Annotated in this window: 18 protein-coding genes; 3 read left to right on the forward strand and 15 right to left on the reverse strand. The window is 46.2% G+C overall.

Annotated features, from left to right (window positions below; translation table 11 throughout):
* Positions 1-14 precede the first annotated feature (14 nt).
* A complete protein-coding gene (locus MKY23_RS21465; protein ID WP_339832096.1) occupies positions 15-1661 on the forward strand; it encodes an RNA polymerase sigma factor in 1647 nt (548 codons plus the stop codon).
* A gap of 124 nt (positions 1662-1785) precedes the next feature.
* On the opposite strand, the gene MKY23_RS21470 is transcribed toward MKY23_RS21465, so the two are convergent.
* Positions 1786-2376, reverse strand: coding sequence for a restriction endonuclease (locus tag MKY23_RS21470; RefSeq protein ID WP_339832099.1), 591 nt, complete (start codon positions 2374-2376; stop codon positions 1786-1788).
* 239 nt (positions 2377-2615) lie between these two features.
* On the opposite strand from MKY23_RS21470, the gene MKY23_RS21475 reads away from it, so the two are divergent.
* Positions 2616-3899, forward strand: a complete 1284-nt coding sequence (locus MKY23_RS21475) for a PQQ-binding-like beta-propeller repeat protein (RefSeq protein WP_339832100.1) — start codon at positions 2616-2618, stop codon at positions 3897-3899.
* A 77-nt stretch (positions 3900-3976) separates the two neighbouring features.
* On the opposite strand, the gene msrA is transcribed toward MKY23_RS21475, so the two are convergent.
* The 6 genes from msrA to MKY23_RS21505 all read right to left on the reverse strand — a co-directional run bounded on the left by msrA (position 3977) and on the right by MKY23_RS21505 (position 10075).
* Entirely contained in the window at positions 3977-4492 is a 516-nt protein-coding gene (gene msrA, locus MKY23_RS21480; RefSeq protein WP_154887601.1) for a peptide-methionine (S)-S-oxide reductase MsrA, read from the reverse strand.
* 224 nt (positions 4493-4716) lie between these two features.
* The gene (locus MKY23_RS21485; protein ID WP_090915436.1) at positions 4717-4974 is read right to left on the reverse strand and encodes a GlsB/YeaQ/YmgE family stress response membrane protein; all 258 of its coding nucleotides are present in this window, start codon (positions 4972-4974) and stop codon (positions 4717-4719) included.
* A 363-nt stretch (positions 4975-5337) separates the two neighbouring features.
* Positions 5338-6621: an AAA family ATPase gene (locus MKY23_RS21490; protein ID WP_154888561.1), complete on the reverse strand. Its 1284-nt coding sequence runs from the start codon at positions 6619-6621 to the stop codon at positions 5338-5340.
* A 29-nt stretch (positions 6622-6650) separates the two neighbouring features.
* Positions 6651-8102: an RtcB family protein gene (locus MKY23_RS21495; protein ID WP_090915704.1), complete on the reverse strand. Its 1452-nt coding sequence runs from the start codon at positions 8100-8102 to the stop codon at positions 6651-6653.
* 560 nt (positions 8103-8662) lie between these two features.
* The gene (locus tag MKY23_RS21500) at positions 8663-9481 is read right to left on the reverse strand and encodes a TerC family protein (RefSeq protein WP_154958091.1); all 819 of its coding nucleotides are present in this window, start codon (positions 9479-9481) and stop codon (positions 8663-8665) included.
* Between the two features lie 276 nt (positions 9482-9757).
* Positions 9758-10075, reverse strand: coding sequence for a DUF3817 domain-containing protein (locus MKY23_RS21505; RefSeq protein ID WP_253491859.1), 318 nt, complete (start codon positions 10073-10075; stop codon positions 9758-9760).
* A 206-nt stretch (positions 10076-10281) separates the two neighbouring features.
* Between MKY23_RS21505 and MKY23_RS21510 the strand changes: the two genes are divergently transcribed.
* Entirely contained in the window at positions 10282-11385 is a 1104-nt protein-coding gene (locus MKY23_RS21510; RefSeq protein ID WP_339832106.1) for a glycosyltransferase family 4 protein, read from the forward strand.
* Between the two features lie 14 nt (positions 11386-11399).
* Here MKY23_RS21510 and MKY23_RS21515 read toward each other — a convergent pair whose 3' ends face one another.
* The 8 genes from MKY23_RS21515 to MKY23_RS21550 all read right to left on the reverse strand — a co-directional run bounded on the left by MKY23_RS21515 (position 11400) and on the right by MKY23_RS21550 (position 25169).
* Positions 11400-11762: an HIRAN domain-containing protein gene (locus MKY23_RS21515; protein WP_154887597.1), complete on the reverse strand. Its 363-nt coding sequence runs from the start codon at positions 11760-11762 to the stop codon at positions 11400-11402.
* A 38-nt stretch (positions 11763-11800) separates the two neighbouring features.
* Positions 11801-12772, reverse strand: coding sequence for a transcriptional regulator (locus MKY23_RS21520; RefSeq protein ID WP_154887595.1), 972 nt, complete (start codon positions 12770-12772; stop codon positions 11801-11803).
* A 289-nt stretch (positions 12773-13061) separates the two neighbouring features.
* Positions 13062-13607, reverse strand: coding sequence for a hypothetical protein (locus MKY23_RS21525; protein ID WP_339832111.1), 546 nt, complete (start codon positions 13605-13607; stop codon positions 13062-13064).
* Positions 13608-13726: 119 nt separating this feature from the next.
* Positions 13727-14359, reverse strand: coding sequence for a 50S ribosomal protein L25 (locus MKY23_RS21530; RefSeq protein ID WP_090915447.1), 633 nt, complete (start codon positions 14357-14359; stop codon positions 13727-13729).
* A 289-nt stretch (positions 14360-14648) separates the two neighbouring features.
* Complete coding sequence (pulA, locus tag MKY23_RS21535) at positions 14649-17525, reverse strand: type I pullulanase (protein WP_339832114.1); 2877 nt, start codon at positions 17523-17525, stop codon at positions 14649-14651.
* A 324-nt stretch (positions 17526-17849) separates the two neighbouring features.
* Positions 17850-19991 (reverse strand): type I pullulanase, encoded by a 2142-nt coding sequence (pulA, locus tag MKY23_RS21540; protein ID WP_339832116.1) that lies wholly within the window; start codon positions 19989-19991, stop codon positions 17850-17852.
* A gap of 220 nt (positions 19992-20211) precedes the next feature.
* On the reverse strand, positions 20212-23289 hold the full coding sequence (locus MKY23_RS21545) for a DUF5704 domain-containing protein (RefSeq protein ID WP_339832118.1): 3078 nt from the start codon (positions 23287-23289) through the stop codon (positions 20212-20214).
* A 617-nt stretch (positions 23290-23906) separates the two neighbouring features.
* A complete protein-coding gene (locus MKY23_RS21550; RefSeq protein WP_339839616.1) occupies positions 23907-25169 on the reverse strand; it encodes an S-layer homology domain-containing protein in 1263 nt (420 codons plus the stop codon).
* Positions 25170-25285 lie beyond the last annotated feature (116 nt).

A 25285-nucleotide genomic window follows, 5' to 3' on the forward strand; every position in this document is an offset into this window, starting at 1 on the left:
ATATGGAGGAAAAAATGGATTCAATCAGTAATAACGGAAAAGAAGCCGCGGAAGCGATTCGGAGCTATGTCAAACCGATTTTCGGTTATGCGTTAAACCGGGTCAAGCACCGGGCCGAGGCGGAGGATCTGGCTCAGGAGATTATGCTGCAGTTGTTGAAATCCTTCTCTGGGGTGCGAGACATTAGAAGCCTTGACGCTTACGTCTGGACGGTTGCTCGATACACTTGGGTGAATTGGTTGAAAAAGCGCGAGCACGCTCCCCAAGCGATTGAAATCAACGGTATGTCTGAATTGTCTGCTGCCCCTTCCCGGGAGCCGCTTGACCGGCTACTGGCAACCGAAGCTTCACGGGAGCTGCGCCGAGAAGTCGCGTTTCTGTCCGACATCCATCGCCGGATCGTGGTCATGCACTACTACGATGAGCTTAAAATCGGCGATATCGCGATTGCTCTGAACATTCCTGAAGGCACGGTGAAGTGGCATTTGAGCGAGGCTAAAAAGAAGTTACGGAAAGGGATGAAACGTATGCGTACAACAGGAACTTTAAGTGTCAATCCGGTCAGCATGGGGGAAATGGGCCATTCGGGTTCGGCCGGCAGACTGGGCGAAACCAACGATTTTCTTGGACGCGCCTTGGCGCAAAATATCATTTATGCGGCTTATCACAAGGCGCGTACCGTACATCAAATCGCGGAGGAACTGGGAATGCCGCCGTCTTTGTTGGAAGGCGAAGTACGGTACCTGGCTGATTACAATTTTCTCATCCAAACCTCTCCCGGCAAATACCAAAGCAATACCATCGTCTGGGACCTCTTCGAGTTGGCCGTAGCCGGTCATGCATTTTGGCAAGATTGCGCTGCCGAAGTGGCCGATGTTCATTTTGACGCGTTAATGGAAGTTCGCCATCAAGTCGAGGATAGCGGAGTGTACGTTCCGGACGGCGACTATAACTTCCTGCTCTGGACCTTGCTGCCCAAAAACATCGAGGAGCAATCCTGGCGGAGCATGCCAGCGGGCGAAAACTTCGATGCGGTCGCACCAATGCGAAAAGACGGAGGTCAATATATTGCCTATGCGGCGTTAGATCGAAGCCACTATCCCGATCCGGGTTTTGATATGGGTAGTTACGTCACCTTCGGTCCGTCGCTCCGCTACGTCGAAGACACTCCTTTATACTTATGGCAATTCAATACTTACTGGAGCGACCGCGAGATCGATTGGCGTTTCCTGGAATACCGGAATGTCGAGATTTGTCATGCGTTCCAACAAGGGGAACTGCCCGACAACGAAGAGAACGCCGAGCAGTATTCGTTCCTGCTGGAGAAAGGATACATCCGCAAGACGAAGGAGGGGTACAAGTTCAATGCGGTTTGGTTTGACTCTCCGCAAACGTTGGCTCGGTTGAACAAGGCAATGCCGGATTTGTCCGCTCTGTATGCGCCTGCTGTCGGCAAGCTCTATGACAAAATGCTCAACCTGTTCCTGCAAAATCAGCCGAAACATTTGGAGCCGCAGCTTGCTTACATGGTGAGAGGCAACACCGGCGGAGGCCGGCTGGTCGCTTATATTTTGAAGCATTTGATCGATAACGGGAAGCTGAAACCGCCGTTGCCGCACCAGCAGAAGACGATCTCAACCTGGATGGGACCAGTCAAGTAAGCCGGTTCGGAATGTATATGAAGAACGTATGAAAATGATTGAAAACTACCCATGACGCATGTGCGTCATGGGTAGTTTTCAATCGCAATTATATATGCCGGATTTCTCCTTTACCTTACTGACATCAGGATCGCTTGCGCCGAGACTGCCACGTCTCAATGGGTTCGTGGTCATGCTCTTCGATCAGTTCCATCGCTTCGTCCAGCCTGCGCGACTTAAACAGGGCAATTAGCTCGATCAAGTCCTCGCGATCCAGCAGTTTTACCTCATTCACCGCAGCCAGCGTGCGGCAAGCCTCCGTGTACCGGGCAGAAGTCAGTACAATGGATCGATCCGCCTCATAATAACGAATGGAGGTATAAATCTCTTGCACCGCGCTAAGACCAACAGGATGATTGGCACCGTAGCGTTTGGCCTGTACCACCGTGCGTCTGCCCAGCCTGTCCACAAACACGAGGTCTGCACCGAAATCCCGGCTGCTCGTCGTTTTGTGAACCTCTTCATAACCGAGGCGCTTGAACAGATTGAAGAGATATAATTCAAACTCTGATCCATCCTCCATTTTATCGATATCCTTTATCGTGATTTTCTGGGGATTCGCCTCACTTCTTATGCGTTGCCCACGATAAATGATCCGCCGAGTCATCCAGGTTAACAGCAACAACAGGACAATGCCTGCGATAACCCATAAGATGATGTTTTCACTCCAATTCATGCCGCTTCTCCTCGTCATCGTTACTTCGTATTTCTCTTGTTACAGCCCTAAATATATCAAACTTTAAAGGTCTTCTAAAGAAGATGAATTCCCTGTAACTGTTTCACCTCTTTTAACATTGCATTATCACATCCGTGGTGTAAAAAGGTTACAGCGTGTTCGGTTGAATTACACTAGAAATCAATGGTAGAATTCTACAATCGGTGTTATTTTACCGAAGACGAAAGGTGGTTTATCACTTGCATACTACTTATACGAATCGCAAACGCAAATCCACAACTTGGGCCGTTCTTTTGCTCAGTGGCATGCTGCTCTTGAACATGAATACAACTACAGGATACGCGGCGGCGTCCACAGAATCCTTGTCTAAACCGGCATGGACCTCCTCCTCCCTCATGTTAAATGAGGCTAATACGGAGAAAGACGTCATGATCAAGAACATTTACGCTGTACCTGCTAAAAATCTGGTATATGTACACACTTCTCAGCCCGTAACCAAAACCAGTAGCAAAACAACGCTGGACTGGCAGCTCGATTCGCTTCAGGCACTGGATGCCAAAACAGGACAGCTCAAGTGGAGCACTATTTTCCATGAGAAAAGTGGCCCTTATACAACCTACTCCAATTCTGTATATGCAAGCAACGGTACGGCCTACGTATATATGGAGTATTCGGATAAAAGCAAGAAATTATATTCGTTTAATACGTCCGGCAAGACCAACTGGGTGAAAACCGTGAATTCGTCAGCTAACATCTCGCTCATGGATAACGATAATCTACTGGTCGCTACAAGTCAGGGCGTACAATCCAATGGCTCTGTGCGTTCTACCCTTTCTCTTTATGACCAAAAAGGTAAGCTGTTGACCGAAAAAACAATTGCAGGCACTGTACTCAAAGCAGCTCAGGGCAGGATTGTTGTCGATGCGAGCAAACAGGTCAAGTCGGGAAACTTCTGGCAACCGGTTGCCAATCCCAAAATTGAAATCTATGACACCTCATTAAACCGTCTGTCCTTCTATCAATTCCCGGCTGATGCCAATACACAAGGAGATGGCGGCGGTGAAGCTCTGGCAATTCTGGATGATGGTTCCGTCCTGATGCGTGCTAACTTCGAAACCACCGGCAATCGGTTGATGGGATTTGGTTCGGATGGCAAGCTTGCATGGGGGCGTGCAATCGCCGGGGATGCGTATATTCAAACAGCGGGTAATGGGTACACCGTGCTCACTGGCTCAAAGCTTGAGCTATACACGATGAAAGGCAAAGTGACGGAGCGTATGTTCAAGGATGCTCAGCCTGTGCTCATGCATGTGGACCGAACACAAGACGGGCAATACCAGCTTGATTTTGCTAAAACAGGATATATTCTGGACCCGCAGACATTGGAAGACGTGCATGTGTACACCGTTAGCACTGCTGTTCCTTCATTAGAAAGTATCTCCACTTATATGAATGATGTGATCTATTCGATGAAGGGTGAAGCTCTTTCTAAGTATGCACTCAAGTCGTCGTCGGCTAAATAATGAATGTTGCTCTTACCTGACATAGCTTTAGTCAAGAAAAAGCCGGAACAGCTCCTCGCGGTGCTCTCCGGCTTCTCTTATTTCCAATTCTCGTTAATGAATTCGTCCCTACCGGACAGTGCCCGGTCTTCCTTGTAATGCTTCTCGTTTTTCTTGTGATAGTCCTGGTGGTAATCCTCTGCCGGGTAAAAAGTAACAGCATCCCGAATCTCGGTCACGATGGGCTGATTGAACCGCCCACTGGCCGCGAGTTCCTGTTTGGATTGCTCGGCAAGCTGCCGCTGGCGTTCATTGTGTACAAAGATGGCGGTACGATACTGCGATCCTCGATCCTGAAACTGTCCTCCATCATCCGTAGGGTCAATCTGAGGCCAGTATAATTCTAATAAGCGCTCGTAAGGGAATACATCTGGATCAAATGTAATCTCCACGACTTCCACGTGCCCTGTTTCCCCAGTCTTCACCTGCTCATAGGTCGGATTTTCGACATGGCCACCTGTATAACCTGATACGATACCGTGGATGCCTGGTTGTTCCTCAAACGGGGTAACCATACACCAGAAACATCCGCCAGCAAACGTTGCTTTTTCCATTCCATTCAACTCCTCTGGTTCAAAACAATATCATGAAAGCATTAGCTCAGACACGCATTCATATTCCTACATTGTAAAACAACAAGAGGTTGATGGAAAGCCACCGCAATGGCTCTTCATCAACCTCTTCATTCAGCTTCGCATGGAAGCATTCATATCGATATGGTTCATACAGCTTTCAGCTGCACCATAACTTCTTAATCAGGAACATCGCTCGCTCTAGTTTACCCGCGGCTGCGTCCCATCGAACGGAAGATCAAGCTGACAATCGCTACAAGCACAATCGCACCAATCAATGCCGGTACAATGTGGAATCCGCCCATCTCAGGACCCATGTCTCCAAGAATGACTCCACCTAACCATCCACCGATAAAACCAGCAACGATATTACCAATAATACCGCCTGGGATGTCACGACCAACAATCAGACCTGCGAGCCAACCAATGATACCACCGATAATTAATGACCATAACCAACCCATATCATTCACCTCTATTTTATAATTTTTGTTGCGTCTGACTACTATTAACCGCTCCGAAGGCATTTAAACAACTGGCATAAAAATTGTTGCATATTACCATTGTCCAAAATGCTTCTTTCTCTGCTAACAGGTGCTCTGCGAGGGCATGACAACAGGCCGTGTCAGTTTCCGGCATCTCATCAGCACATGGCTGCGATATGTACCTCCCGAGAGTCATTGTATGTTATCAAAGACAAGGTTAGTATACCCAGTAAAGGTGAATTTATATTTATGGCTCAGAACCATTTATACTCCAAACTTTATAGTCCATCAGAATGGCATCAGTCAACGTATTAGATCAGAAAACAAGACTCATATAACAGATCAATAAAATCCAGCCCGACCCTTGCCCGGTTGTGCAAGCCAATTATGTTTATGACTTTTGTCCAGTTCTCCCCGCATGGACTGAATGACCTGAACAATATCGGTTCGCCCGTTTTGATGCCACTCCAGCGCAACGCTGACATACAATTCGCCGAGTTGGGCAAGCGAGAACGTATCTGTCAAGCGGGCCGCTTCGATCGTCCCTTCTTCACCTGCAAACACGCTAAACCCACGCTGCCGCAAATATTGCAAGCGTAAAGCTTCATCAGGCAGTGGAATCTCATAGGCCCGGTCGAATCGTCCGGCACGGTTCATGAGACCTGGATCGATTTTTTCCGGATAGTTTGTCGTACCGATCAAGAAAATCCCTTCTTTCGACGTCGCACCATCCAGTGTATTCAGGAAAAAGGAACGAACTTCATCCGGCATCGAGTCGATATCTTCAATGATCAGCACCATCGGTGCCAGTCGTTTGGCTGCATCAAACACTTCACGCACAGACTCGCTGTTGGTGTACTCCGTAATTTGCCAATAAGCTGCCGGTCCAGGAATACTGCCTGCTATCGATTTCACCAGCGTTGTTTTTCCGTTCCCTGGATGCCCATAGAGCAGAATACCGCGTTTGTAAGGGATGTCATAGTCCCGGTAAAAGGAACGATCCGCTTCAAAAAACTGATCCAGCGAGCGGAAAATATCCTGTTTGATCTGTGCGGAGAGAACTACATCTTCTCGGCTCACCGAACGAGTTATGGACTCTACATGACGGTCACTGCCATTGCGGGCATCCGTGTAAACCGTTACTTTTTTCATATTTTGCTGACGTTCGCGTTCCCTTACACTTCCCAGGAAATGCTTCATCTCTTCATCCCCTACAGCGAACACAAAGTCTTCACTATAGATCCCGTTCTCTCGGAAAAAAGGTACCCGTACCAAAGCTACGCCCCATTTGGGATAAGCAAATACGTTGTTGCGGATGGAATAATGCACACCGTATGTTGGCACATCTCCATCATCATCGTAATGCAACGTTTGGAGCTCCAGATCCTCAAAGATACGAGCAACAAGCTCGACCTCGTCACTTCCGTTCTGCAAGTCTTCCCGCAACAGTTCCCAATATTCGTTGTTTGGATCAGAACTTGAATACAACTTGTATTCAACGCCGTAACGCTTTAGAAGTGCCTCACCAATTCCCCGAATCAGTCTCGAATAGACCGCGTATCCTTCAACCCGGATACGTGTATCATGCTGTTCGTCGTAGGAATAGATGGCTTTTGTTTCGTTCATTGGATTCATCTGTTTATCGTTATCGTTCATCATTTCGCTCCCTTTACCGCAGCAAGCGGTTTACATTTGGCTACCACTTGAGCCAGTCCGGCGCCGGTAACACTATCTATAATTTCATCAACGTTTTTATACGCCTGAGGTGATTCATCAATAATGGATTCCAAGGATCGCTGGTTCACAACGATCTCGTCCGCCGTTCCTACGCCAAGAGCTGTAGCAAAATCTTCAACCGTCACCAAACGTTTCGTTGCGGTACGCGACCGTACACGGCCCGCACCATGACATATCGAATAATAGTTGTCTGAGCCTTCTGGCTGACCGACCATGATATACGAGGCCGTCCCCATCGAGCCAGGAATCAGAGCCGGATGGCCTGTAGCCATGTAAGGTTTTGGATTATCCTGGTGGCCTGCAGGCAATGCCCGTGTTGCCCCTTTCCTGTGTACAAACACCGAACCACGCTCTGCATGGGATTCCTCCCAAGCATAGTTATGCATCAGGTCGTACAGTGTACGAAATTCGCATTTTGACCCGAATACATCCCGGAATGCTTCCCGGATTGCATAAGCGATGAGATGGCGATTCACTACGGCATAATTCAATGCAGAATACATCATGTTGACGTAATGGCGGCCTTCCGCATGCTCCAGCGGGGCAAATACCAATCGGGGATCGGAAGTTCCAAGGCCCAGCCGCTGCATGACTTTGGCAATCGCTGTCGAACTTGTCTGGCTAACATATCCGCCCCAAGCGCGGGAACCAGAGTGAATCATAACAGCAATCTGTCCATCATAAAGCCCCCAAGCCTCAGCTACTTCGCGATTTTCCTCAGCAATCTCAATCGCCTGAATCTCGGCAAAATGGTTCCCGCCCCCCAGCGTCCCCAGTTGACGATGCGAACGGTGCCAGGTCATATCCGGAACAAGATTCAGTACATTCTCGTCATACGTAAACTTACTGCTCTCCACATGCGTCAGTGAAGTCGACTTTTTCGGTGTATAGCTATCCGGAATATATTTTTTCGGCAGTCCGTGTAGTCCTTTTTTCACAATATGCTCTAATCTTATATCGGAAAAATGGCCTCGCTGGCTGGCTTCCATCGGTAACACTTTTTCGATCGCTTTAACCAATTTGCGGCGCAGCTTTACATCTTTCAGATCATCCTTATGCAGATTGGTCAGATGAACTCGCATGCCACAGCCGATATCACTACCCACGATGGAAGGTGATACATATCCACTCTGTGCCTCCCATACCGCCGTCGTCCCAATACATGTTCCTACACCGACATGCACGTCCGGAGTATAACCCATATAAGAGATATCCGGAATCTGCAAATTATTGTTAGCCATCTCGAATACTTTGTAGTCCAGAGAAGAAAATAATTGCTGTGCCGCATATACGGTAAGTTCTCCCGCTGGTAATTTCACTTGATGGCGATAACCCTCAGTCATGTTGCTAAAATTTCCAACATTGTTCATTTCGTTATTCATAAATGATTGTAATTCCTTCCTGTTCCGTTCAGCAAATGTAGTTTGCCGCGTGTTGTTTTGTAAAAAATACATAAAAAAGCCATGGACTGATCGTCCATGGCTTCTACTACATGACAATAACGGATAACAGCACAAATGAGTTTGCACCTGTTATCCATCGCTGGATACCGCGAAGAACACACATTGCCTATAGCGCTACACGCTGTATTCTATAAACAATATGCCCGTTCTTTATGTCGACCGTATGAGGCCAAAAAGACGATGAGCCGGATATACAATTGTGTCGATGCTTCTGTGTCCTAGATTCAATTCATAACCTAACGTCATGTCTCTCGGCCTCCCTTCATCATTGATATGTATATATTAATAGCACATCTTTTCAAATGTCAACCCTTTTCTTGGAAATTAATGCATTCTTATATTCTAACGAATGATGAAAAAGAGGAGGTTGTCCGGGGACATCCTCCTCTTTTTCATCAGTTTATTAGGTTATTCACCGCTGTTTCTGTCATATTCATCAGGCAAACAACATTCTCATGATCATGACCTTAGAGTTTAGCCTGTTCTTGCAATTCTTCCACAGGATTCTCATCTTCCTTCTCAGGTACTTTGGATGAAAGGAACCATCCACATACCGCAATCGTGATCAGTACAACATAAAAACCGATTTTCCATATTTTATTTTCCGGGAAATGCTCATCCAGTACGCCTAAGGAAGGGTGCGCCAATGTAATTACTGACAGCTTAACCCCTACCCAACCTACGATTACAAAAGCAGCAACTTCTAGACCCGGACGCGAATGAAGCAATTTCACGAAAAACGATGCTGCAAAACGCATGATAACGAGCCCGATAAAACCGCCGAGGAAGATGACAATGAACTGTCCACCATCCAAGCCGCCAATTGGCGGCAATCCGCTTGGTGGCAACGCAACCGCCAAAGCAACAGCTGCTAAGATTGAATCTACTGCAAAAGCAATATCTGCGACTTCAACCTTAAATACAGTCATCCAGAATCCAGATTGTTTCTTTGGTTTTTTTGGTGTATCGTCAGCTGCCTCGTCTGTTTTATTTCGACCACTCAATATCTTTTTGACGATATGGTTTATCGAAATGTACAGAAGGTATAATGCCCCAATCGCTTGAACCTGCCACACATCCACAAGGAATGAGATAAGGAATAACGACCCGAGACGGAAAACAAAAGCCCCCATCAAACCATAAAACAATGCTTTTTTACGCTTTTCCTCAGGTAAATGTTTTACCATAATTGCGAGTACCAGGGCATTATCTGCTGCCAGTAATCCTTCAAGGACAACAAGGACTAAAAGTACCCACCCATATTCTAATAACAGTGCTGCATCCAACATTGACTCCTCCTTAATATGCTTATGATGTACAAAAAAAAGGATCTTTACCATCGCTGGTAAAGATCCTTTTATAACCACAAAAAGAGACCTTTACCGAGCATAAAAACTTGGTAAAGGTCTCGCTAACAACAAAATGCTGCCAATAAAGCCGGGGATGTGATCCCGAATTGACGACTTTACTGTAAAAGCTACTCCCCTTTAACAGGAATATGTAGTTTTAGTTGAAACCGGTGAATAACCTGTATACATCATATTTCATAACATAAAATAAAGTCAAGCTTTATTTTCAGTGTTAAGGGCCAATTTTCGAAAAACAAAAAAATCATAAATCATATTGCCCAGCGGTACAAACGAAATGAAGAATAACGCAATGGGACGGCGCAAACGCCACTTCTGAGTTGTGTATAAAGATACCATAAACAAGAGATGCATCAGAAACAAAAAACCATACAAGTTTCCGAACCAAGTCACCGCTTGAGGCATAACTCCTGCATCCCGAAGGGGAAACGCAACGAACAACAGTAAAATATATGAAATCCCCTGTAACCATAACATTAGCCGGAAACGACCCAGCATTGAACGTAACATCATCTTCCTCCTGCTTCTATGCAATACACGCTAGTTGAACCCTGTACAGTATATCACAAAAGCAGTGTCGATTTGCATCCAGCCAGGCTGTATTATATTCCATGTCATTTGCATGATCCAATATACGTCTCACAGGAGCCAAATATCCACCTCTAACATACAATGCATGAAATGTGTCATGAACATGTCGGACAAGGAGGAGTGGATTCATGAAGATCGTTCTGGTTGCACCAGAGAAGTTACCACTGCCTGGCAATGGTTCCGTGGAAATCTGTATATTAGGTATCGCACACGAACTTGCCCGCCGTCATCAGGTAACCGTTGTAAGCCGTCAAATTAAAGGCCTGCCGGCACTTCAACAGATCGGACAGATAACGATTCAGCGAATCTTTGCATCCAGTATTGTAGATTATACCCGGTCAGTTATTCGTTTGCTTCGTACACTCGATGTTGATGTTATTCAAGTGGATAACAGACCTCACAGTATGGCTACCATTAAACAAGCCTTTCCGCGAACACCTGTTATCCTCTATCTCCACTCACTTACATTTGTTCAACCCGGACCTCGGAAACTGTCTAGTCTGAAAAAAGCGGATTGTATTGCCGTGAACAGCCAATCATTGAAGCGTAGACTCAGCCGCCGTTTCCCTCCTGTAACGAAACGGTTAAATGTCGTTCCGCTAGGTACTGATCTTGACCGTTTCCGACCCGTTGCCAGCAATGAAGAACGGCTTCACTTGCGAGAGAAGTTTGGAATTACTGAACGTTTCACAGTCCTGTATGCAGGCAGAGTCATCCCTGGCAAAGGGGTCGATATTCTAATTCGTGCTATTGCTTTAGCACAAAAGCAAGTACCTGTCCAGCTGGTCATTGCAGGCAAGGGCCCTCCAAAGTATGTACGCTCATTACGTAAACTGACACAAAAACATAACGTTCATGCCGCCTTTTTAGGGCAGATGAATCATGAACAGATTGATCAGCTCTATCGAAGTGTAGACTGCCTGGTCTGTCCTTCACAGAACCACGAGGCCTTTGGCTTGGTGAATGTAGAAGCTATGGCCTCCGGCATTCCTGTCATCGCTTCGGATAATGGGGGTATAAGGGAGATTATCCATTCGGGAATGAACGGATACTTGATATCAGAGTATAAGCACCCTCAGCAGTTTGCTTCATCCTTGCGTCAATTGGCCACACGACCTGATCTTGTGCAATCCATGGGAAGAAGTGGACGCGAAACAGCAAGTTCTCATTTCAGTTGGTCAAGAACCGCTCTCTACTTGGAGGCAGCTTACACAAGGCTCATCCGTTCATGAGCCTTTTTTCTTGATCAGGCTTTCTCACGGAACTGCCATTCCGTAATAATAGAGTCCATCTGAGATACAGGTACATGCATGATTTCGATCAGTTCAATAATTACCATATCCTTCATCATAAATCTTACTTTTGCACAAGTTTGTTGGTAGAAGGCATCGTAGAATCCCGCACCAGTCCAGCATCCATGAGGTACCATAGCAGCATGGTTTACGATATACCCCACCTCCCCTATTGGGGGGATAACCACTTTAATGGCTTGATGATCCAAGCGATTATCCGGGTCCTTTACAAGATACAGTGTATCCCCCACATGCAGAGCTTGTGCTCCATGATAGTTTTCCATGCCCATCAAAGCGGCAAAAATTTTGTTACTCATACGAATGCTCCTTTTTACAGATATTCCTTGGCTTATGGCTATAAAGCCTCTTCATCTTTATAGTGCTCCAACCATTCCAAAAGTTGTTTGCGAATCTCTCTCCGATACTCGCGAGGTTCAAGTACCTCAGCCTCAGCACCGAACTGATATAACCATTGCAAAAATTCACGACTGCTATTCAGTGTTACTTCGAATAACAAACCACCATCCATAAGATCTGTCATTCGTGGACGAACAAACATCTCTTCTTCTTTTATGTAAGGGGCCACCTTTTCGGAGAATCTTACCTTAAAATGAATATGCTCGTCCCCTCGGTCAACAGACCAAGTATTCTTCATATACTGAGTGATATTGAAGTCACCCATATCAAATGCAGCATTGGTTCGTGTTACATCCAGGAAGCGGCTAATGCGAAACAACCGAACTTTCTGCTGTAAATGACAGTACCCAATCAGATAGAAACGTTGATCACGCGGTACGAGATAATAAGGGTCTATTTGTCTAACCGTAATCTCGTTATTCGTGAGCGTATGATATTGCGCTTGAATCGTCCGTCCATCTAAAATCGCTTCGATAATGGGAATTAACAAGTTTGGATCCTTTCCTTCTTCTCGGTAAGCAGGTATCCCCATCCGAATAATTCCTGCAATATTTTCCACAATTTCACTGTTCCTTGTTTTTTGTTTAGTATGTGCCGATATAACCTTATCATATGCTGAGTCAAATTCAGCAGGTAATTTAGATGTATCGACTAAGGCCGGAAGCATACAGAATAGCATGGCTTCCTGTTCGGTAAAATCTAAAGGATACATGGCAAACTCACCGATAAATCGATAACCCTTTCCATATCCTTCGTTCATTATGGGAGCAACCCTGTCCAAAATCCGGAGATCGCGGTAGATTGTGCGCACCGTTGTACCACATTTCAGCGCCAATTCCTTTGCAGAGATTCCGGGATTAGCTTGTATAGCCTGAAGTATACGCAGCAGACGAATTAATTTCTCTGTCATGTAGTTTCTCCCCTTCGATATTTTATCGGCAAGGAAAACTAGTTCCTTTAGTTCATATATAAATCTTTAGTCCCAAATAATTTTTCGCAATTTCACCATTTATTTATAGTCCAATTGCACTTTTCCCCTCTCTAAATATACATTCTCTTACTTGCTTGCGTAAATTAATAACCCAAAATCTGATTTTCCTAAGCCTGAAAGCCTATACAAATATCTAAAAAAAATACAAAAAAAGCCCTGATCTCCAAACGAGACAAGGCTTCAAAAAGTTCTATTTGTCATATTTTTATTAGTTTATTTCTCTCAATTTGTTCAGCACATGAACCATGCAATCACATAACAATGGGATATCATGCATTTGATCCTCATTCACATGCCTTCCGAAATATATATTGGAAGAAACGTTAAATGATACCGGAGCTTCTCCAAAAAGGTAGTGGATATGCTGAACTATCCGCTGATCGGGCCAATTTTCCTGCATAATCGACTGGACATCGTGACAACGTGGCTCCAGTTCTTTAGTTACCCACGCAAAGCGAAGCTCTAGTTCACAGCCGGGGTGGCTGCCTGGAGTCTCCAGAATCTCTGCGGCTATGGCCTGCAACGAACTTTTCAATACCACTTCCGCGGTCACAGCAGTATGATCTCTCAGGCAGAACCGCAAGGTGAATTCCCGGGACATGCTTGCCATTTCTAATTGATCCCTGCGATGGGTAATGTGAATGCTCTCATCCAGATTGTCCAGGTCATAGAGGTAATTCTCGAAGGCTACTTTTAAATTATCGTATATCGTGGGGTCAAACATAGGGCAAACCTGCTTTCTTTTCGATTTCATCTATCTTCACGTTGTACCACAAATACGCTCCTTAAATCCATATGAAAAAGCCCAGCCCACAAGAAGTGGACTGAGCTTGGACCTGATTTACGCAGAATTTTTGAAATTCCAGCGTTCGCCTATTCTTCTGCAGATTGACCTTCTTCTGCTTCTGGAGCCGCTTCATCAGCAGAAGCGGTTGGTTCCTCTTCAACAGCTTGCGGCGGCATAACCGAAGCCACGATAGAATCTGGTGATGTCACGAGCGTCAAACCTTTATCCAGTTTAATATCGCCTGCTGTCAAGCGGTCACCAATTTCCAGACCACTGACGTCGACTTCGATCGAAGTTGGCAGATCTGCTGGCAAACCTTCAACCTCCAGTTGCGTTTCTTGCGTCTGGAAGACACCGCCTGCTTTGGAACCAGCAGCAGTACCTTGGAAATCAATCGATACACTAACGCTAATCGGTTTATTTTTCGAAATTTGTAAAAAGTCAACGTGTAGCAGACGTCCATTACGCTCCTGCTGATCCTTGATCAGTACAGGAACGGTTTTTCCGCCCTCTACATTAAGGTTAAACATCTCTGAGCGGCCTGTACGAGCCATTTTCAGCATTTCTTTTTCATCCACATGTATGGCGGCACCTTCTTGTCCCGGTCCGTATACTACGGCAGGAACTCGTCCACCTTGTCTTAACAGGCGCAATGCTGCACCTTTCTTTTCAGTTCTTGGCGTTGCTGTAAGTTGAGCCATTTTTCCGTTGGATTTCATGGTTGAACATCCTCCTTCAAGGGATCCCTACTTTGGTTTTGTTGGCAAGCTCTACGGCTTCTCTCATAGACCAAAACGGTCTTTTTTCTGAGGCCATATGTTGGGCCATATCTATATTTACCCCAATGATCCGGCATCTAAAACATAAACCCGGAGTTTTTTATCCTTTTTTTGTAATTATATGTGTTTTGGAGCATAAGAAAACAGCCGGAATTCCTTCCGACTGTAAGATTAGTGCTTGGAGTGATGAAACGAATTACCTGTTCAAAACATTACAGAGAAGCACACATCATGCACTATTCAGATCATCCTTTTCAGGATTTTCTCGCACAATCTGCATTTCATCTGACCCACTTTGTACCCTAATCTGCAGATCACCATCCTCAGGCATGATATCCACATAGCGATCTCCACAAGTGTCCTTGGCCTCCCACTCATTCAGCCTGATGACAAAACCCAGATGATGCAGACCGGGAGCTACGCGGAACCGTGCTTTCGCAACATGGCCTGCCCGCTCCAAGCGAATGGCTCCATCCTCCATACCCGTTCCCCATACCCAAACATCCCAGCCGTCATAACAGCCATCAGCGCGTTCGTAACAGATGGTCACGGTTCGTGACAGGTATCTGTGAACCGTAACCGCATATGCCGCACGAACGGAGCCTATTTCTGCGATGATCATGGACTTCCCCGAAGTCAGCGCCCTCACGATTCCCGCTTGGCTTACAGCAGCTACATCCGAATGAGCAGAACTCCAGCGAATATGAGCATCTGTAAGTGGCTGCCCATATTGATCCAGCACCAACGCACGGAAACGACTAACTCGAGTTGTATATAGCACTGGTTCACCTATGATCTCGATTCGCTCAGCGTAGCGGATATCAACCTGAACGGTACAAGACGCTGTGATCGAACCGACGCTTGCCGTAATTGACACTACACCACGACTCAATGTACGAATAGTGCCATCTTTTTCTATACGAACCATGTCTGGATCAGAAGAGTTCCATACCACAGGTACATTTTCCAATACATTGCCGATATGATCCCTCACCGTTGCTCGTAGCTGAGAAGTTTCCTGCGGAGCAAATACCCTGCGCGGAAGAGCGATTTGCAGTGCAGCCGGTTCTGACTGGGGCGTGAGCTCCTTGTCGTACAGAACCATAAGCGACCAACGTTCCACCTGAACCTCCCCCGTAACCGTCTCGATCACGTCGGTTCCAGCGGTATGATGATTCACAACAACCTTCCACTCACCCTCATCCAGGTGTATGGTCTGAGATTCCTCCGAGCCGTTATAGATAATCATAATCCGATGCCATGAATCTTCGTTCGCTCCATGTTCAAGCATATAGGCAACAACGTTTCCATCCATCCGAATGAAGCGGAGATGTCTGCGAATCTGTTCTGCCTCCATCATACGGAACGCCGGATGGGTGCGCCGCAAGTGGATCAGCCCACGATAATAGTCAAATACAGGCCTGAATCGGGCTTTATTGGCCCAAGTGATCGTATTTACCGCATCACCGCTTCGATAACTGTTATGATCTCCAGCCTTGGATCTTAACATCTCATCACCGGCATGTAGAAACGGTATTCCCTGTGAAGTAAGCAGGATGCCAGATGCAAGAATGGAACGGCGAACCATTTCATTATGCAATACATCTGCTTCATCGACATATCGATACGGATCTGCCGCCTTAACCGCCGACTCGGCACTGCCTCCCTCCACAGGCTGTCCGTCTTTCCATACAGGAAAGCCCAGATCATGTCGAAGATGGAGCGAGGTAGCCATTTTATCCCAGAGATTCAGGTTATCATGGGCGGTCACATAATTAACGGTTTCGGCGGGGGATGAGGTGAAGTCATCCAGTGCTCCCGCAACACCTTTGCCTATTTCATATTCCAAGCCGCCGGCACCTGTGATGAATCCTCTACTGCTACCGTCACTGTCTCCTTTAATCGCACCGCGAAAATGATCATTGAATACAGCAAATCCTTTGCCTCTCTGTGTTCCCTTGAGGGTTTGACGCCCCAGCGGAGAGTCGCCTCCCATCCACGGCTCTCCATAGATCAGAAAGGTAGGGTCTATCTTTTCTTTTAACTGACGGGTAAGCTCACTCATCGTGTCCAGATCAATCAGTGCCATTAGATCAAACCGGAATCCGTCAATATGATATTCTTCTGCCCAATAGCGTAAGGAATCCAGAATATATTTTCGTACCATAGGACGTTCTGTTGCCAGTTCATTCCCTACACCTGAACCGTTGCTGAGTGTACCATCTTCATAATAACGATAGAAGTAACCTGGCACGATTCGCTCAAAAGGGCCTTTTTCCACACTGTACGTATGGTTGTACACGACATCAAGCACAACACGGATCCCTTGCTGGTGCAAGGACTGAATCATCGCTTTGAACTCCCGAATACGAACAGCAGGATCTCGGGGATTCGTCGAATAGGAACCCTCAGGTACATTATAGTGTTGCGGATCATAGCCCCAGTTATAGGGTACTTTGGCCGTTGGATCGGTGTTCGCTACTGCGAGTTCATTTACCGTCTGGTAATCGGCCACAGGCAGCAGATGTACATGGGTAATCCCCAGTTCAACCAAATGATCGACGCCAATTCGGCTGCCTGTCTCATCGGTAAGCCCGGTAGCCGTAAAAGCCATATACTTTCCTTTGTACGGAAGTTCGGCCTGAGGATCGGAAGAGAAGTCTCTTACGTGCAGTTCATAGATGATCGCATCAACCGAGCTTACAAAGGCGGGCTTTACATCTTGATCCCATCCCTCTGGATGAGTCATATTCAGATCAATGATCGCCGTCCGTTGCCCATTGGCTGTAACTGCTCTGGCGTAAGGGTCCGCTACTATTTCTACCCATTGATCATGATGAACGATGCGATACATATAAAAGTGTCCTGCCCAATCGCCCGAAAGAGTCCGTTGCCAGATCCCGTCCGGGTCATGTGTCATCTCAAATGCCTGACCATCCTCATGATGGGACACTTCGCCTAGATCGTTATACTCTCCCTCATTTTCGAAAACTAATATATTGACCAGCTGTGCTGTAGGCGCCCATACTTTGAACGTACTCGCAGCACTGGTATAAGTTAAGCCAAGATCGTTGCCTTCATAACAAAAAGAAGTCCATTCCGGCATCGTTCTCACCGCCTTTATATCCTTTAATTTCGTATTGTCCCGATGTTACGAAGTGGGACGCCTTTTGTCAACCCGGGGTTGTCTGTACTCAACATATCGGTTAGATCGAAACAATTGATGAGCAATCGCTTTCATCTATCATATGTAAACAAGCGCAGCGGTTGACAACGTATGTACCTATGGAATCAAAAAAACACCCTCTTTTGATATCAAAGAGAGTGTTCTACTGTGTGACTTTTAAACTGAAATACATCGTTATGACTTACTGCCCTGTTGTTAGATAAAAGCGGACATTTTGTCATCCTTGTACAAGCCTGACTCTCTTCAAGAAGACTGCGAAAACAATACGGTCATGGATAACATGTTGACCTGTACTTGATTGTTGTTAGTCTCTTGATTGTCTGAGCTGCTCTTGGTGCTCTTTTTGCTATGCTGAGTGTTCTGATCGTGGATGGTACGAAGCGTATTTACACCAGCCTGTCCTTCTTCAACAACCACTCTCCATGTGCCTGAAGGGATAGAGATCCGACGAGATTCTTTGGTCGCATTGTAGATCACGATAATCCGTTGCCATGCATCATTCACATCTGCACCCTGCAACTCGAATGCTAAAAGTCCTTTATCTTTTTGCAAAAGTCGAACATGCTTCTCAATCGCTTCGCGTGTACGCAGGCGAAAAACAGGATGCTCCCGCCGCAGGCGAATCAGGCCACGGTAATAGTCGAATACGGGCTTAAATCGTTGCTTCTGATCCCAATGAATAGCGTTGACCACGTCTCCACTCTCATGGCTGTTGGCATCTCCGTACTTACTTCGCAGCAACTCATCTCCTGCCGCAACCAGCGGAACACCTTGTGAGGTAAGTACAATACCGTTTGCAAGAAGGCAGCGTCTCACGGTTTCGTTTCCGAGCACATGCGCTGGATCGATCTGAAGATAAGGATCAGCCTGTCGCACAGCCTCTTCCACATTGTCGAACCCCCGGATACTCCCATCCTCATCATACGTCAGAAAGCCCAGCTTATCTTGTAACCCTTGCGTACGGGCCACCTTATCCCACAGATTAAGATTGTCATGTACAGTTACATAATTAATAGTCTCAGATGGACCTTCCGTAAAATCATGAATAGACCCTTGCACGCCTGTCCATAACTCCGCTTCTTTCCCGTCTTCACCCGTCGCAAAACCTTTGCCGTCCCCATCACTGTCTCCTTTAATGACACCACGGAAATTATCATTAAACACGGCAAAGCCTGATCCGCGCTGTGTTCCTTTCAAGGTCATTTCATCACCCAAAGGTGATTCCATTGCTCCCCAAGGTTCGCCGTATAACAAGATGGAGGGAGATACCTCAGTATGAAGCTCGGATGCGAGCTGTTTCATCGTCGTAACATCCATCAGCCCCATCAGATCAAAACGAAAACCGTCCACATGATATTCCTCTGCCCAGAAACGCACCGAATCGATAATAAATTTACGAACCATAGCTCGTTCTGTTGCCACTTCATTGCCTGTGCCTGAACCGTTACTGTACGTTCCGTCGGCATGCTGACGATAATAATATCCGGGAACGAGCTTCTCAAATGAACTCTCCGCTGTATCAAACGTGTGGTTGTACACGACATCCATAATGACACCTATCCCTTTACGATGAAGTGCAAGCACCATGGACTTGAATTCACGAATTCGCGTTACGGGTTCATCTGCGCGTGATGCATAAGATCCTTCCGGAACATTGTAATGCAGCGGATCGTAACCCCAATTATAGTTAGAGGCATCCTTAGGATCATCATCTACCTTCGCCTCGTCTACCGTAGCAAAATCAAATACAGGCAACAGGTGTACATGTGTAATGCCTAGTTCAACCAAATGATCGATTCCAAGCGTATTACCTGTTGTATCTTGAAGCCCAGTCTCGGTGAAAGCCAGATACTTTCCTTTGTTCGCAATCCCGGAAGAAGCATGAATGGAGAAATCCCGGACATGTAGCTCATACAGGACAGCATCCGTGGGATGACTCAATTCGGGACGTTCATCCTGTTGCCAACCCTCAGGGTGAGTCTCCTGCATGTCCACAATAACACCCATTTCACCGTTCATGGTTACGGCTCGCGCGTAAGGATCAACCGTGATCGTTGAAGTTCCATCGGCAAAAGTTGGCTTGAACATATAGCGATAACCTCGTAAATCCCCTTCCACTTCTAAAACCCACACATCCTGTTCACCGGAATGCATTGGGATGTTACTCTGCTTCAACGCGTTCGGGATGTCATCGGGACTTCCACCTGTGAGGGGTGGGTACAGAAGCAGTTCCATTTGAATTGCAATGGGAGACCAAACTTTGAAAGAACAAACAGCCGGTTGAAGGGTAACCCCCAGATCCCCCCCTTTATATGTACTCGTGATCGAAGCTATATCTGTTTTCCGGGCAATCTGCTGTTGCTGTTGTTGAACTTCGTCAATCATATCAATTCCCCTCTCGGTGAGCGTCGTATGTTATTCATGTAAAACGGAATGTAGAGCGTGGTGCCAAGTGAGTATCAGGAAAGTGCTCCTTACCCTTTATACCCGTTCAACGGATCAAGCATAATCTGTTTATACAAAAAAGAAGTAGCCGTGACGCAGACTCACATCACAGCTACTTCGTATATAAAGCTTCTACTTTTATTTCAAACCCGTCGTTTCGCTAATGAGGTACCTGCGCTTGAAAATCATCACGGCTGGATTGATCTGCATGATACCACACCACATCTCCATCTCTCGTCTGCCATCTTATCCCCTGTTCATCCGCTGGACTTCCATTAAAACCTTCCAGTTTCCATTGATTCATTAATGGGGCGTGCATATATTGCAGATGAGGCGCGAGTGTATTGCCATTTTGTAACGTTTCCAGATTAAAGTTCACTACGATGTATCCATCTTGCAGGAATACAGGAGCCTTGTCATCTAGCAAAGTTTCTCGGGCCAGACGCTCCAGATTCGTGCCTTTGGGAACAGCATATACATCGGCTGGCAGGCTATATTCTCCGTACCAGCGCTGTATGGCGGCATTCGCCCGATCTATATCCACCCCGGAAGGAAGGTCTGTTTTTGGACCTATGAGTGTACGAATCTGTGACGGGAGAATCATCCAATCGTACCTGCCTGTCCAAGTTTGACGATATGACGTCTGGGTCACAAACCGAACCATCGCCTGTTCCAGCGTATACAACTGCCGATCTTCTGATGTCCATTCATGGGTGTACTGATAGCGTGCTGTATCGCTGAGTTCCATTCCAGGCACGTTTCGTAGCCTTGCGTTCAGCACTACATAACGCTTCTCAACATCCTGTGCAGATCCAATACGGATAAGTTGCTGCTGCCCTCGATGGTAGTACAAATCCACTTCCTGCCTCTTGGTTCCGTCTTTGGGGATATAAAAGAAAGTTGGAGTTATTCGGATACCATCCTGTTTGCCAAACATGTTCCCCTTGGTCTTCACATCAAACTTAAAGTGATAACCTGTCTTCACAGCGACATTGCGGTATCCCTGCACAGGGTGGCTACCTGGGCGGATTGGCAAAACATACGGAGCCAGGTTGCCCCTCGGATCTCCATCAATTTCATTTGTTCCTGTCCAGTAGTTAACACCCGTAGGCTCGGGACTTCCTGGTCTTTGACGAAACACCCTCTCCCAATGATAGTCCGCGATATCTGTGATTCGAAAATCATACAATCGCCCAATGACCTCCACAGCTACCGTATCCGTTGCGACATGATGTGCCAGATCCGTATTAGCATCAGGTTGTGCCGTAAACTGCATGGGTGCATTCTCTGCGATGTTGCGGAACTCAATCTGATAGGCGCCTTCATCAATCCAGACAGGAAGCACAAAGGTAGTATCCATTTGATTGACGGGAATATCAACCCAGGTTTGGGCTGGGATAAAGCTACTTTTGCCATCCGTGTAAACATCGAACGGGAAACGCACCTGTTTACTGCGAAAATACTTTCCGTAATCGCGATTTCCGTAACCTGGATAACGTACTTCATCTAGATGTTGTCCTGACGTGGGGATACGAACCAGGAATGGACGCTCCAGAATTAACGCCGCCCGCACAGGATCTGGCTTTGTTTTCTGGTTATGCGGCTGGTCATCCGAAACCCAAGCATAGTTGACCACTGGTGTATGTACCGTGACCGGATTGATACCGGGAATTGAAAACCGCTGATTTTGTCCACCGTTTACGTTTTCAGGGAGTAGTCCGTAGAATATGTCACCCGTGCTCGGCTGATCTGCTCTGTTCATCAGTGTGTTCTGAATGGTTAATCTGTTCTGATATAACACATCATCCCCGATCATATGAGGCTGCGGAATCATTCCAGGTCTGGGGGCTTCCTTCTGGGCTGGGGTATTATTCATAATAGTCGTACCATTAAAGACCACTTTGTCATTGTTAACCGCATTCTCCTGAACCACCGCTTCTGCTTCTGCTTGAAAAAGTGAAGTTTCCATCGGCGTAGGCGGCTCAGTGGAACCTCCAGGGACAGTCTGGGTACCCAGATCAATCTCACGACATGGCGAAGGTTTAACATGGCTCTGCACAGCAGTATCCGTCATAGATTGTAGAGTTGGAGGTATGTAGGAATTTGGTGTCAGCGTAACTACACCTCCGTAACCACCAAGCGCATAGTTAGACACCTTGGCTTCATTTAATTTGTAGACCTCTAAGTTATCAATATGCCAATAACTATATCCCCTTGTTACTCGCATCGATCGATCACCTGGCACATCACGTTCTTTGGGCTCTGGTTGTGTGCCTGGATCCCCCTCACCGCGGGAAGGTCGGCCTGGTATTGTCCACGTTTTGTGGTACGTCTTCTTGACTTTAACATCATAGGTCACTGTGCCCGTCATGTTCACCCATCGGTGCTGAAACAAATATCCTTTGGCGAGAACATTTGCATATAAATCTTCCGACGTTGGGATTCCTCGTGTAACATCAAATTTCTCGGCACCCCGAATGTCTGCTCTGAGCACCCCTTGAACCGAAGGATCCATCACTTTAGCTTCAAGTACTGCGCCTCGACTTGGTGGACTGATGCTCACCGGACAGGCATTCGCAGGATCGTTTCCTGGATCTTCACCGCCCGTGTCTCCTCCACCTCCGCCATTAGAGCATTCCTTGACCTCAAGCTCTTGTTCAGCCTGTTCATCTATACGCTGGGCGGTATCCAGGAAATGAGCTTTGATGATCGTAGTACCCACAATACCCTTTGTTGTAATTTTGCCATCAGCACCGATTGTCGCCACAGAAGCATTCGAACTGCTCCACATCAATTTGGGATGCACCGTTAATTTATGGCTACTTCGATCTGATTTGGTAAGGACTGCTTCCGCCTGCAATGGTGTTGTCGTAGATTTACACGCATTAGGCAGGTTCACAACCAGTCCCGGTTCGGACGTCACGGTAACGGTGGCTGTATCCGAAATGAGATATGTACCATTGTTCCAAATTGCACGTACCGTAACCGTTCCAGGGCTTTCCGCTTTTAACATACCTGTCTTTAGTTCAATGCTTGCCACCGCTTCGTCCGAAGAAAACCATTTAATCTCCGCCTCCCTGCCAGATACATCGACCCCCTCACTCCACGTTGTGGAACCATAGCCTTTGGTCTTTACTTTGGCTACCATCTGTTTGGTCTGGCCAATGGTTAGGGTAGTATCAGGTGTAACGTCAATTTCTTTTTCTTCCTCCAGATCACCTTCCCAAATGATGTCCATAGGGGTGAAGTAAGCTACGTTATACTTCGGACAGCCAGCAGTTGTTCTACCACCATTATCAAATAGCTTATGTTCCGTTGGTACATGATATCCTCCAGTAATTGTCCTGATCGCTACAACAGTTGATAAGAACGGAGGTCTAATATCTCCTATACCAGTATACGAATTTTGATCTGCTCTTCCTTGATATTTAACATCATGAATACGTATGTTTTTAACTTTATTAGTATCAATTCTTGTAGAATTGTAATCAGGCCAGTCTGTTGGTGGCCAATTACTAAAATCTACACTATCGGGAACCTCTGTAGCTGCAGGAAATGGATTTGAGCAACTCCCTGCATTATTTGCATAGGTCGGTCCTCCTGAATGATCAGCTCTAAATTTCCCATTATTCTCTTGGTACCAATACACTCCCGGATTTCCCACCCTAGGGTTCGCTAGTGTGGTAACATACTGAGGGCTCTTCATTCTTTTAGGGCCATACTCACTTGTAACAGCGTTTACTATGTTTGACGTCAATATTAACTCTGTGAGTTGTAATATCAACACTCCAAATAATATAGCTACACAAGAATATATTACTTTTCTCATTACAACCTACTCACCATCCTACTGAACTACCTTTGAATTCTAAATTCACCTATTTCATCTGTTTTCAGAGAATAAGACCACGATGTGTTTCTCAGAGTTGAAGTAACCCAAAATCTTTTTTGAATACCCTTCTTTAATAATTGTCCCGAGTCCATAGGTATTGTATTAATACCTTGTTTCTTAGCCACATCCAAATTGAGACGATTAAACTGTATTAGTGAATCAGATAACCCCCTATTGAATGTGATCAAATTAGAACTTTCTAAATTAGACTTGAAGGAAATATCTACAAAAGTCCTATACGAACCACTTGCATACTTTTCAGGCATAAAAAGCTTAGCATAAATTCCTTCTGGTTTACTTTGAGTCGCATCCACAACGATAAAACGATGAATTTGTAATACTCCAGACTTGTTACTAAGGCTAATATCAGCTTCTGATAGATCTGAAATCATGACAGAACCAGAGCTATACTTATAATTACTAATCGTCGTTAAATTCGTACCTGTCGTGCCCACTTCCCGCATCTCGTTCAGGTCGCTGTACTTGGAAGCATCTGTTCCCTCCACGTCCATGTAGCGAAGCAGAATAGCAGAAACCTCTGCACGAGTCGTCGTATCTGCTGGTTTTAACGTACCATCTTGAAATCCACCGACAATGCCTGTTCCGCGCACTACAGCGAGGTACGGAATCTGCTCATCACGGATCGTTCCGCGATTTACTTCGGGTGTGGGCAGTAGAGTGTTTTTTGTATCATTAAAAGCATTCTGAAAACTTATGTCCGACTTGATCAGTCCGTTTGCAATCCACTTCATCATTTCATATCGTGTCAGTTCCGTATTGGGCTTAAAGCCGCCTGCATAATCACCAGCGTCAATAAAGCCTTGTCCCACCAACTTGCGAACAGCCGTTTCAGACCAATGTCCTTGAAGATCAGATAAAGAAGACTGCTCCTGCCCCTGAGCATTCTCGATTCTGGTCGCGCGAGCTAGTATTGCTGCATATTCCCCGCGTGTGATCTTACCATTCGGGCGGAAAGTGCCATCCTGATAGCCGGAAATCAATTTTTTCTCATATGCTTTTGCAATCGTTGCCTGAGCCCAGTGTCCTTTGATATCGCTGAACCGACTCCCTACGCTGTCGCTCACTCCCGCAGCACTAACCACTGTCGTCCACTGCCCAGACCCCATTCCAAAAGAAAAACTTGTACCTGCCATCATGACTGCTGTTAACAGTCCTATCATATAAACAAATCTTCTTTTCTTCTTCCCTTGAACCACTCGCTTCATCTTCAATCTGTTCACGCTCCTATGTACCTTAGTATGGGGATGCTTCATTTGCTCAAACGGATGACTTGCTTATCAAACAAAATCAAAAACCTAAATTTGGAATTATAATCAATATT

The sequence above is a fragment of the Paenibacillus sp. FSL R7-0272 genome (assembly GCF_037969905.1).
GTDB classification, from domain to species: domain Bacteria; phylum Bacillota; class Bacilli; order Paenibacillales; family Paenibacillaceae; genus Paenibacillus; species Paenibacillus polysaccharolyticus.